The following is a 12,208-nucleotide window of genomic DNA, read 5'->3' as shown; positions in this document are numbered from 1 at the left end:
AACTGTACGGTAGATTTGCATATGTGTGCGTCGTACAGAGATTGGAAAATAAAAGATGAATTTTGAAGAATTATGTTTGGATACGCGTATATTAAGGGCAGTTACGGAGATGGGTTTTGAGCAGGCAAGTCCTATTCAGGCACAGGCTATACCGGTTGCCATTGAAGGAAAGGATATGATAGGGCAGGCTCAGACGGGAACGGGAAAAACAGCAGCGTTTGGAATACCGCTTTTGCAGAGAGTAGATCCTCATAACAAGAAGCTGCAGGCAGTTGTACTTTGTCCGACAAGAGAACTTGCGATACAGTGTGCAAATGAGATGCGTAAATTTGCTAAATTTATGCACGGAATAAAGGTACTTCCGATATACGGAGGTCAGGACATCACAAAGCAGATTCGTTCGCTGAAAGGTGGGACGCAGGTAGTAATAGGAACACCGGGACGAGTTATCGACCATATAAGGAGACATACATTAAAGATGGCAACAGTCGGAACGATAGTTCTTGACGAAGCTGACGAAATGTTGAACATGGGATTCAGGGAGGACATAGAGACGGTGCTTCAGACACTTCCTGAGGAACACCAGACACTCCTTTTTTCAGCAACAATGCCAAAGCCTATAATGGAGATAGCAAAAACATATCTTAAAGAACCTGAGATAATCAAGGTTGTAAAGAAAGAGCTTACTGTTCCGAAGATAGAGCAGTATTATTATGAAGTAAATCCGAGAAAGAAAGCGGAAGTACTTTCAAGACTTCTTGATATGTATGATCCGGAACTTTCACTTGTATTCTGTAATACAAAGAGAAAAGTAGATGAACTTGTTGAGGACTTAAAAGGTCGTGGATATTTTGCGGCAGGACTTCACGGTGACCTCAAACAGAGCCAGCGTGACAGGGTTATGAATGGTTTTAGAAACGGAAGGACAGATATACTCGTGGCAACGGATGTGGCGGCAAGAGGAATAGATGTTGACGATGTTGAAGCGGTCTTTAACTATGATGTGCCGCAGGATGATGAATATTATGTGCACCGTATCGGAAGAACAGGCCGTGCAGGAAGAACAGGCCGTGCATTTACGCTTGTTGTCGGAAAAGAGATATACAAACTTAAGGATATTCAGAGATATTGCAAGACAAAGATAAAACGCCAGCCGATACCGTCAGTAAATGACATTACGGATATAAAGGTCGAAAAGGTGCTTGAAAAGATAAGCGGAATAATCGAGCAGGACAATCTCGGAAAGATGATAGATATTCTTGAGGAGCATCTTGAGGACAGTGATTACTCGGCAATCGAGGTGGCAGCAGCACTCCTTTCTATGGAAATGGGAGATGCAGTGCTTGACAATAATTTAGGTGAAGAATTTGGAGATACTGGGGCAGAGCCAGGAATGGTACGACTTTTCGTAAATATAGGAAAGAAAGACCGTGTCAGGATAGGTGATATTTTAGGTGCAATCGCAGGCGAATCCGGAATGCAGGGAAACCTTGTCGGAGCAATAGATATGTATGATAAATATACATTTGTCGAAGTGCCGAGAGAGTATGCAGCAGATGTAATTGAGGCGATGAAGCACGCAAAGATAAAAGGCAGAAATGTAAATGTAGAACCAGCAAATAAAAAATGAGATGGCTCGTTTTTTAAAGTATGGTAAAGAAATAGAATAGTATGCCGATATATTTATCAGCAAGGGAATGCGTCACAATACATGGTTAGTGTATTGTGGCGCATATTTTTTGTAATAAAAAGAAAAGAGGGATTAGTATGGTAGGATTAGAGAATTTATTTAGTGGAAGAAATGATATGGCATATGTTTCGGCTTCATCGCAGGCGGAGCCTGATAAAACTATGGATGAAAAGGAATGGAAAGATTATCTTGCAAAGATAGACGATGTTTTGGAGGTCTACAAGGAGATTGCTGTTCAGGATGGCAAGGATAATCTTGAGAGGGCAGATAAAGAGCGTGAGGAAAACAGGTCAATGTGGCTTGATGATATATCCAAACTTATGCAGATGGGTCAGACATTTGTCGCCGAGAAGATAAACAGCGAGAATATACAGGAGAAAAAACAGGAGCAGGAATTATTAAAAAATAACAAAAATGAATATTTTGCACTTGGCGACGGTGTAAATATTATTTATAATGGTGTATGCTTTAATTGTAATCTGCAGGACAATTCAATAACTCTCGGTGACATGAGCGACCCGTCAGAGGTGATAATAATTCCGTTAGCGAAAGGTGGAACACTCAGAGTAAACCGTAAGAACATAGGTGAACTCGGCAAGGCAATCGGGATGTTTTCACCGGAGGATATAGGAAATATACTTCGTGCTATCGCAGAGGACAAGAAAGCACAGGAGACGAAAAGACAGATTGAGGATGACAAGGATAAGGAAGCAATCAAACAGGCTGATGAGTTACATGACAGTGCAGATGAAACAGATAAAACAGATGATAGTGTGGACAAAGCAGATGATGATGCAGATAAAAAAGATAAAGAGTATAGGTGATTGCAAAATTAATTATATGTTGTGTCGATTGCACAAATATAACAAATACTAACGGGTGATGAAAATAAGTACGAAGGAGGAGAGGGTATGTCACTGTATGCAATAGGGGATTTACATCTTGGTTTCCAGTCGGGAAAATCGATGGAGATGTTTGGTGATGAGTGGAAAGACCACGCAGAGAAGATAAAGAGAAATTGGTGTAATATAATAAATGAAAATGATACAGTGGTTGTCACAGGTGACCATTCATGGGGCAGGAAACTAGATGACAGCATGAAAGACCTTGAGTTTATAGCGGCACTTCCGGGAAGAAAAATTCTTCTTCGTGGAAATCATGACAGATTTTGGAACAAGACAAGCAGGACGGACAGCCTGAATGAACTTTTTGCAGGGAAACTTTTATTTCTACAGGACAATTTCTATGAATATGAAGATGTTTTGAGTGGAAGGAAATATGCACTTATTGGTTCTAAAGGTTTTTCGACGGATGAGTATTGTTATCTGGCAGAGGATAAGATAGAAAAAAGGTTTAAGAATGAGAGAAAGAGATTGATAAAATCGTATGAAGCCGCAAAAGAAGCGGATTATAACGATTTTATCATGTTTCTCCATTATCCTCCGACAAATAAACATGAAAAAGAGGGTGTATTTACTGAGCTGGCACGGGAGTTTGGTGTAAGGCAGGTAGTTTATTCGCATCTTCACGGAAAAGACAGGTTTGATTACAGTATAACAGGTGAGCACGACGGGATAAAATATAGTCTTGTCTCGTCTGATTATCTTGATTTTGTACCGAGATTGATAGTGTGAAAATTTAACGGATTAAAATTTGTTTACCACTCTGTCGTAAGTCAGGATTCCGTTTAATTCGTTTTCGACATCGGAAAGCTGGGTATATATACTTGCACAAAGCCCATGTGGGATAAGAGAGGAAATTTCTTTCTCTCTTTTCTTATAGCGTCTTTTTAATTCTTTAGAATTTTTACAGTCACCATAACCGTAACATTTATTGGTGGTATTATGTTGCTTTATTATCTGCGTATAGCCGCCGTACTCGGTAAGTGCATAAGCACGGTTTTCTTTCTTGAAAAGACGGAGAGGGAAAAAGTAATTGTGTATGCTTTTTATGTCACCGCCGCCCTGGTCAAACCATCCGCTTGCCTGGTCTATAAACCTTGAATTGTCGGCTTTTCTTACAAGTTTTGTGATTTTGTTTGTCTCAAACTGTCCCCAGCCCTCATTGAATATCACCCATGTTGCGATTGAAGGATGATTTGAGAGCGTGTCAATCGTCTGCATAGTTTCTTTTATAAATTCTTTTCTGCCTTTTTTTGAAGTTCTTGCAAAAAGATGATTAAATTTATCGCTGCAGGAAATATCAAAAAGGCTCATAAAAGTGGCGAGATAGGTCACAAACCATGATTTGTACCTGCTGCCGCTATTAACCATATCCTGCCAGACTATCATGCCGAGACGGTCACAGTGGTAGTACCAGCGGTCATTTTCTATCTTAATATGTTTTCTGAGCATATTGAAACCGAGAGATTTCATGGTCTTAATATCATATATAAGTGCGTTGTCACATGGAGAAGTATAAAGTCCGTCAGGCCAGTAACCCTGATCTAAAACACCTTTTTGGAAGATTGGTCTGTGGTTAAGACAGATGCGGGGAATATCATTGGCATCTTTTTCTATCGTAAAAGTACGGAGTGCGAAATAGCTTTGTACATAATCTTTTCCCAAATTTACTGAAAAAGTGTAAAGGTATGGGGTGTCGGGAGTCCATGCTTTAATATCGAGTTTGTCAAGTGGGATTTCAATAAAAGTGTCACTTATGCCGTAATATGTAAATGGTGCGTAAGGGCTGTCTTTATATAATTCATCGTGGGTACTGTCAGCTTGTGTTTTATCGTCAGGTATGTCTATATAAATATCAGGATTGTTGATACAGACTTTGATTTCATTTGTTTTTGTTAATCTGTTTCTGTGAATGGTTGATTTGCCACCTGAAATTTTAGTATCATTTTTGTTAATCTGACAGTTATCATGTTTTTTTTCTGCTTCTGATATATAATAAAAATTGTTTTCTGTATTGTCGGAGTTTGTGACAACTTTAATACGCAGTACCTTTGTATCAAAATCTGGTTTTGCTATAATCTTTTTGATATATATTTCCGGTACATATTCGAGCCATACAGTCTGCCATATACCGCTCTGTGCAGTATAAAACATTCCCTTTGGGTTAAGTGACTGCTTACCTCTTGCGTGATATGAAGTGTCAGAGAAATCTTTCACACGCACAGTCAGTCGGAATGAAGTTTTTGTGGCAGTGCTTTTTAAAATATCGGTTATATCAGTATCAAATGGGAGATAGCCACCTGAGTGGGAACAGACTTTTATTCCGTTTACATATACGCTGCATATCTGGTCGACTGCTCCAAAATGGATTATAAATCGTGAATTGTCTGACAACCTGTTTATATCAAATGTAACTATTCGTTCGTACCAGAGATATTCGTTAGGTTTAAGCTGTCTGTTGACACCTGAAAGATGTGCTTCAGGTGAAAAAGGAACGAGAATATCACCGTCAAAACGCACCGGTCTTTTATTAGAAGCCGTGAAAGCATACTTCCATATACCGTTTAAATTTACATAGCTGTCAGCGTTACGCTTTAAAAGAGGTCTTGGGTACTCTGTTAAAACATTGTTCTTATCAATATTTCGTCCCCATGTTGTATAAAGTTTTTTTTCAAATCCGCTGTTTTGTTTCATGCTATCTCCATTTCTGTACACATTTGTGCATCTTAAGTTTTTAACCACATAAAATCAACTTATTTTGCTCAGAAATAAATTGTTATTTTCTGTTTTGTAGTGGCTGCTTAATGTACGAGCCTTGTGACAAAATATTGTCGATGCAGTATTTATTACACTATCATTGTTTTATGTTACATTATGAAATATCAGGCTTTGTGACAAGTTCCTCAGGAAGATATTTGAGTATCATAGCTTCGAGTTTTGCCGCTTGCACCGGCTTACTCAGATAGTCACTAAATCCGATGCCGAGATATTCTTCTTTTGCTCCCATTATGGCATTGGCGGTGAGCATGATAACTGTTGTATCTTTGTTAGGATTTTCTTCAAGTTCTTTCATATGTTTGTAAGTTTCGATACCATCCATATCAGGCATCATGTGGTCTAAGAAAATAATATCATATTTATTGTCCTTAATCATTTCAAGTGCCTCAGGACCTGACATTGCAGAGTCAACCGATATTTTAGTTCGTTTAAGGAGTGCCTTAAACACATTGATATTCATTTTTACATCGTCAACGACAAGAACTTTAGCATCAGGTGCGGTAAATGAAGCTTTCATCTTCTTTTTATCAGGTGTTGCATTGTATTTTTCTGAAATATCGCCTATCTTTAAATCGGAAACAACTTTCTGAGGAATACTTACTTCAAAAACAGAGCCCTCACCGTATTTGCTTGTGACATTTATCTTGCCGTTCATAAGTTTTGTTAGCTGTTTTGTGATGGCAAGACCAAGTCCCGTTCCCTCTATATGTTTGTTTTTGTTCTCATCAAATCGTGAAAATGAGTCGAAAAGATGTGAGATATTTTCCGACTTAATGCCGATGCCTGTATCGGATATAGTGAAAGTTATTATTATATTTTTTGCAGGCTGTGAGCCGGCAACATTATTATTGTCATGTATAGTTTTATTATCTGTATCAATAATATTATCATGATAAGACATAGTTTCATTTTCAATATCAGAAGTATTATTGTTTTCTGTACAGTCATTTGTTTTCGTTTCTTTATTATTGTTTATGGCATCGGCATTTTGTTGCTCAGCCATACCGACTTTTAATGTGACAGAGCCTTTCTCAGTATATTTTATTGCATTGTTTAATATGTTTACTAGTATTTGTCGTATGCGTACCTCGTCACCGTACAGTTTGGCAGGGAGATTTTTGTCACTATCGACATTAAATACAAGTCCTTTTTCTTTCGCCTTGCCGAGAAGCATATGATAAACATCGTTTATAAGAGAGGAAAGTGCATAGTCCCCTTGAACAAGTTCAAGTTTGCCTGTTTCTATTTTTGAAAAATCAAGAATATCGTTTATAAGTGATAAAAGTGTCTGGCTTGCAGACTGGATATTTCCGGCATATTCGAGAATATCTTTATCATCGCTTTCACGAAGTATCATCGTGTCCATTCCGAGAATAGCATTGATAGGAGTTCGTATTTCATGCGACATATTGGCAAGAAATACGCTTTTTGCTTTGGCGGCGGCTATTGCCTCAGCCTTAGCTTTTTCGGCTTCCTCATTTGCAATAGTAAGTTCCTGATTTTTCTCCTCAATTACCTGAACTTCCATCTGCATATGACGGGCATTTTCGGCAATGCTCGCACTGTAACCTCGGATGACTTTTAATATATGTACAAATACCATAAGGAGAGAGAAGATAGTCATTCCAAAGCGGCTGTATTTGCCAAAATCACCGATATGGATAGTATATGTACGGATAAGGTCTGCAGCACTGCCACCTATAAAGGCTAAAATTCCGAGAAATTCCAATGCGAATAATTTATCTTTACCTTTTCGTAGCGTGCAGACAAGTGAAAAGAGTATTGCCATACCTGATATAAATATAAGAATATGTGATACAAAAGCCATATTCATAAAATCAAATACTCCAAGAATCTGTAATGTAAGCTGGCATACTACATTTGTCAGAGTAAGAAAAAGTAATATATAGAAAATTTTCTGGAATTTTTCCTCAAGATTGTTAATGTAGTACATCTGCATAAAGACAGGCCAGAGCATAAGTACGAGGAACACAAGATTTGAGTAAAGCGTCTGGTTTCCATAGAAAACATTCAGTGATTTTGTTTCTATTGAGAAGTAAATCGTACCGAAAATACACATAAAGCCAAGGTAACTTATACCGTCTCTTGTCTGTCTTGAAAATGCCTGAATAAAAGCGAGCATAAAAAGCGTAATGCCGCAGGCAAGTATTATGATGCACATAGCAAAATTGCCAAGGTTTGATTTAAGGAGATTTAATATAGAAGTATCTCGTTTCGAGATGGTAATGCCTGTAATGTTAGAGGCATAGTTGTCGTACGGCGAGGTCATTGCAATCTCAATTTTTCCTTCTGTAAGATTTTCGGGAATGTCGATAAAATTTGTGACACTACCCGGAGTCTTGCCGAAAGGCCTTGAGTCGTTGACACCAAATTCATAAACCTGTCTGCCGTCTATCGTAACACGGAACTGTTTATCAGCGGACAAAAAGGACATAGTCATACCACGGTATTTTTTTGGAATGGTATTGCTGAGTATTATTTTCTCGCCGGCTTTTGACTTTTCACTGTATGGAAGTGACTTAATCTTTTGGGAAGAACCGTCTTGTCTGGTGATGGTCCATCCGGTATTAAAATCATAAATCTCGCCTTTTGACAGGGTCATATTGTCAACATTTGAATTGATAACCACGACTAAAAGCACGATTATCTCTATCGCAAGAGCGACCCATATAAGTTTTTTTAGTATTTTCATAGTTCTCCTCACATAATGTAGTGTATTTAGGTGATTGCGAAACTCGTTATAGGTTGTGAATTTTTGTGTAACATATACAATATCAACACAAGGCACGCTCTCGCTGCCCGACACTCGTAGCGGTACATAAAGCTGTAAAAGACGCAGCTTAAGTACCGACGGTGTCAGAAGCACCTTGCTTATGATATGTAAAGTTGCACAAAAAAATATAGCCTACCTAGAGTTTCGCAATTAACTATGTAGTGTATTACTGATTTTTGGCTAAATAGCAATGATACATAAGGTATTGTTAGTAATAATATACACAAAATGGGGATATAAGGCAAGGTGGTTGTGGTGCTGAATTATTTTCGCAGTGGCATAATCTATTCTTTGGGTGCTTTCTTGGCAGGCAACATAGAAATATATGTTTTTGATTTTTTTTATGCCTGCTTTTATCTATCAGCATTTATTTATAAAACAGATACTGTCTTATTATAATAAGGAATATAAGTATAAGTTGAACATATGGGAAAGCATAAAAAACTTGACTCGAACATATGTTTGTGATACAATTTTAGGTAGGAAAGTAAATTTATTTAAAAATGATGATATGGCTGAGTTTGTTTTTGAGTGTAGTATGTTTGTTATAATGAACAGATATAATGATTCTTACATACTACCGGAAAAAATAGAAAAAATCTATTATAGCATTGCTGCCAAAGATTATGCTCAATTTTTGGCAGATGTAGGAGCAGCAATAAGCCTATTATCAAATAATGTTATTTTTCGATTAAGAAATTATTTTGAAGAATATAAAAAGGAAAGGAGCAATATTTATGACAGGAAGAGTGATAAGGTTAGATCAACTGTTGGACAAGTTGGAGAAGGAACAAATAACGGAAGAGGAAAGGAAAGAACTAATAATGTTAGCGGACAACATGACAGAGGAAGAATATCTGGGGGAAATGCCGTCCGAAGAGGAAGTTCTGGGATTTCCGACGGAAGCGGAGATAATAAGCGAGGAAGGTCAGTATGCAAAGATACTGATGGAGTACATATACGAGAACGATATAGAAATGTATACGATGCTTATGGGATTGAACAAAATGAAAGGCTTCGTGCATCAGAGGGTAGAGGAATTTCTAACGGAAATGTTCAAGCTGGAGGATTTGTACACGAACCAACACAAGACGGAGAATATGCCATTTCCGAAGTATCTTAGCCTTTGTTATCAGGCGAGCAGTTACGCACGGGAGAAAGCAATGCCAATATTATTACAGATACCAGCGAGCATAGCGGGCATTTAGAAACATCTGATGATGATAAAGTGGCGGATAAATCTCCGGTTCTTATTGATAATGGAAAATTAGCAGGTGATTGTATCTGAAGACATAGTAGCAGATACATTTAACAGGGTTCTGGGATTTATCCGTGAAATGCTTTATACAGCTTGTAGCTGAGTTTTCAGCATTGCCGGAAGTGCATTTTGATACCGGTAATTGTTCCATCAGCTATACCGGCGCCTGTAAACACACCCGTTGTAATATCAACGGATGTTCCTGCAACACCAACAGTGAAGCCTACGGAGACACCGACTGTCAAACCTACTACCAAGCCGACTACAAAGCCTACCGTCAAACCGACTGTAAGACCTGCGGTAAGACCGACAGATGCACCGACAAAAGCACCAACAGTAGAGCCAACGGCAAAGCCGGCTAAAAGAGCAGTGCCCAAGAAAAATAAAAAGGTGGTGTATAAGGGAATAAAATACACTGTAACTAAATCTGATGCAAAGAAAGGGACTGTTAAGGCTGCAGGAGTAAAGGGCAGTAAGAAAAGCCTTGTGATAGCAGACAGCATTAAGATAAAAGGATATACATTTAAAGTAACGGCAATCGGAGATAAGGCTTTTAAAACAATAAGAAGACAACTTCTGTAAAGATAGGAAAGTATGTAAAGACTATTGGAAAGGATGCTTTCAGGAACTGTACCAAACTTAAGAAAGTAAGCGGCGGAAAAGCCGTGAAGAAGATAGGAAAGAATGCTTTCAAGGGTTGTAAAAAGGTGAAATTGCCGAAAAGTTTTAGGAAAATGTAAAATATATACTTTTAACACTTAAATGCTCGAACAAAATAAGAAAAACCCTCATAAGTTGCGACCTTATGAGGGTTTTGTTTTGGTGTTATCGTAAACATTTATATCACTTTTTTGCTGACTCAATTATAACACATTAAATCAGCTATTACAAGTATATCTTTTTTGCTTCTTTTTATGCCTGTTTCGTTCTTTTTATTTACCATAAATATAATCATCCTAGCGACTCAATTCCCGGATTTGCTATCTTGTTCATAATACGGAATGCAATGTTTTCGCATTTCCATCCCCATGTCTTTGATGCCGAGTATTTTTTATTTACTCCGTCAAAACCTGTTCCATGATAAAATGTCTGACCGGGTTTACTGTAATGTGTGGCAAGTCTTTCGGCTGTCATAAGGATATTTTTTTCTTTGGTGTCGGCATTTATTCCTTTTGCAGAATCGCTGTAGACACCGAGACCGGTGAGATTGTTGTCTTTTATGGCACGCTTGCTTTTGCCCCAGCCTGATTCAAGGGCTGCTATTGAAGTCATGGCAATGGCGTTTATGCCATATTTTTTCTCAGCCTTGACAAATGCAGGTGCAAGTTCTTTAAGATTAGTTCCCTCAAGTGCATTCTTTAAGGTTTTTGTACTTACATTTGACGGTTCAAATATGTTATTAGAGTTTATTGAAACAATAACATATTTTGAAACTGTATTTTTGACTTTTTTCGTATCTTTGATTTTTTTCTGCATATTTTTTACTTTTGTAGTATTTTTGTTTATTGATGACTTAATAGCTTTTTTTGAATGTTTAATATTCTTTTTTATAGATACAGTATCCATAAGTCCGGAAATTTTTTCAAAATCAGGTAATACGGTATTATCATCGGAAGATGTTTTTGCCGTTTTTGATGAAACATTCTGGTTGAGATATATGCTAAGTGATGAGTCATATTGTTTAGCATATGATTTTAACGACTGTGATGGTTCAAAAACATCTGAAACAGTTACACAGTTGGTTTCTTCAATGGCATTGTCTTTAAGTGTGTTTATTGAAGATAACTGTTTTTTCTTTGATGATATTACGCGTTTCGTGCGTGAAGCCTTGCTCTGTGCAGTCTGAAGCTCAGAAGAAATTTTATTTAATTTTTTCTGAAGATGTTTCATTGTGACAGTTACAGTCTTGCCTATTATTGGTTTGTAATGTTTTGGCTCCTGATTTTTGTTTTTATTCTTTTTTGATTGGGTATTTTTTTTACTGCTTCCTTTTTTAGTGGAAGCGGTTGAAGTATTAGTCTTTTTTATGGTTGTTTTCTTAGACTGTGAAGTATTTTTGCCTGAAATCGGCTTATCACTGTCTGCCTTATTGCCTGTTGTGTTTGAAACTGTATTATCTGAACTGTTGTCAGTGTCAGCAGTTTTTTCATCAGATTGTTCATCGTTATCTGCTGTCTGTTCATTACTGTCCGGTGTATCAACAGAACTTATAGAAACGCTGTTATCTGCATGAACGGTAGACAATGAGTTTATGTGGCTGCTAACCGGGATGAATACCAAAGCACAAGTAAGACTTATGGCTGAAACTTTAACTAAGTTATTTCTTGAAAATAGTTTTTTTCGCATAAAAACCTCCTAAAAACTAAATATGTATTCATTTATAAGTGAAAATTATATTTATTGATTATAACACATTTCAAAGAAAAAATCAAAAAGATACACAAAAATAATACAAATAATTTCATTATTTATGTACAATTTTATTCCTTGATTTTATCAGATAAATGATGTATAATAATCATGTTTGTATAAAAATAAATACTCTTATTCCGAGTGGCGGAGAGTGAAGGCTCTGTGAAACCACGGCAACCCCATACAGGAAGGTGCCAATCTAAGCGAGAAATCGAACAATAAGAGGAGTTGAGATATATCAAGTCCATCGAGTTGTATCGGTGGACTTTTTTTGATGCATAGGAAAATGCTCTTAATGTAGTGTGATGCCAGGGCAAAACACTGGTTTTGCCATTTTTACCCTATACAGTGATATGTCGCTTTTTCCTCAAGAT

At 37.3% G+C, this 12,208-nt stretch carries 9 protein-coding genes and 1 riboswitch; of the genes, 6 read left to right on the top strand and 3 right to left on the bottom strand.

What is annotated here, in order from left to right:
• The first annotated feature begins 55 nt into the window (after nucleotides 1-55).
• The 3 genes from DW721_RS09105 (at nucleotide 56) to DW721_RS09095 (ending at nucleotide 3,324) form a co-directional block, all read left to right on the top strand.
• A complete protein-coding gene (locus tag DW721_RS09105; protein ID WP_118745553.1) occupies nucleotides 56-1,630 on the top strand; it encodes a DEAD/DEAH box helicase in 1,575 nt (524 codons plus the stop codon).
• Nucleotides 1,631-1,767: 137 nt separating this feature from the next.
• On the top strand, nucleotides 1,768-2,514 hold the full coding sequence (locus tag DW721_RS09100) for a hypothetical protein (RefSeq protein WP_118745552.1): 747 nt from the start codon (nucleotides 1,768-1,770) through the stop codon (nucleotides 2,512-2,514).
• A gap of 87 nt (nucleotides 2,515-2,601) precedes the next feature.
• Nucleotides 2,602-3,324, top strand: a complete 723-nt coding sequence (locus tag DW721_RS09095) for a metallophosphoesterase (RefSeq protein ID WP_118745551.1) — start codon at nucleotides 2,602-2,604, stop codon at nucleotides 3,322-3,324.
• 12 nt (nucleotides 3,325-3,336) lie between these two features.
• Here the strand turns inward: DW721_RS09095 and DW721_RS09090 are convergent, their stop codons facing one another.
• Together DW721_RS09090 and DW721_RS09085 are read right to left on the bottom strand one after the other, a co-directional pair.
• Nucleotides 3,337-5,286: a sugar-binding domain-containing protein gene (locus tag DW721_RS09090; RefSeq protein ID WP_118745550.1), complete on the bottom strand. Its 1,950-nt coding sequence runs from the start codon at nucleotides 5,284-5,286 to the stop codon at nucleotides 3,337-3,339.
• A gap of 178 nt (nucleotides 5,287-5,464) precedes the next feature.
• Nucleotides 5,465-8,083 carry a response regulator gene (locus DW721_RS09085; RefSeq protein ID WP_118745549.1) on the bottom strand — a complete coding sequence of 873 codons (2,619 nt, stop codon included), beginning with the start codon at nucleotides 8,081-8,083 and terminating at the stop codon, nucleotides 5,465-5,467.
• A gap of 499 nt (nucleotides 8,084-8,582) precedes the next feature.
• On the opposite strand from DW721_RS09085, the gene DW721_RS09080 reads away from it, so the two are divergent.
• The 3 genes from DW721_RS09080 (at nucleotide 8,583) to DW721_RS09075 (ending at nucleotide 10,004) form a co-directional block, all read left to right on the top strand.
• Nucleotides 8,583-9,287: a hypothetical protein gene (locus tag DW721_RS09080; RefSeq protein WP_147355396.1), complete on the top strand. Its 705-nt coding sequence runs from the start codon at nucleotides 8,583-8,585 to the stop codon at nucleotides 9,285-9,287.
• 3 nt (nucleotides 9,288-9,290) lie between these two features.
• Nucleotides 9,291-9,452 carry a hypothetical protein gene (locus DW721_RS16085; protein WP_182436280.1) on the top strand — a complete coding sequence of 54 codons (162 nt, stop codon included), beginning with the start codon at nucleotides 9,291-9,293 and terminating at the stop codon, nucleotides 9,450-9,452.
• 99 nt (nucleotides 9,453-9,551) lie between these two features.
• The gene (locus DW721_RS09075; protein ID WP_243035978.1) at nucleotides 9,552-10,004 is read left to right on the top strand and encodes a PT domain-containing protein; all 453 of its coding nucleotides are present in this window, start codon (nucleotides 9,552-9,554) and stop codon (nucleotides 10,002-10,004) included.
• Between the two features lie 369 nt (nucleotides 10,005-10,373).
• Here the strand turns inward: DW721_RS09075 and DW721_RS09065 are convergent, their stop codons facing one another.
• Nucleotides 10,374-11,768, bottom strand: coding sequence for a glucosaminidase domain-containing protein (locus DW721_RS09065; RefSeq protein ID WP_243035977.1), 1,395 nt, complete (start codon nucleotides 11,766-11,768; stop codon nucleotides 10,374-10,376).
• Nucleotides 11,769-11,963: 195 nt separating this feature from the next.
• A riboswitch (SAM riboswitch) is annotated at nucleotides 11,964-12,059 on the top strand.
• Nucleotides 12,060-12,208 lie beyond the last annotated feature (149 nt).

Source organism: Clostridium sp. AM27-31LB (assembly GCF_003480745.1).
Taxonomy (GTDB): Bacteria; Bacillota; Clostridia; order Lachnospirales; family Lachnospiraceae; genus Butyribacter; species Butyribacter intestini.
The sequence above is the reverse complement of the archived record's forward strand: the minus strand, read 5'-3'. Positions and strand labels throughout refer to the sequence as shown.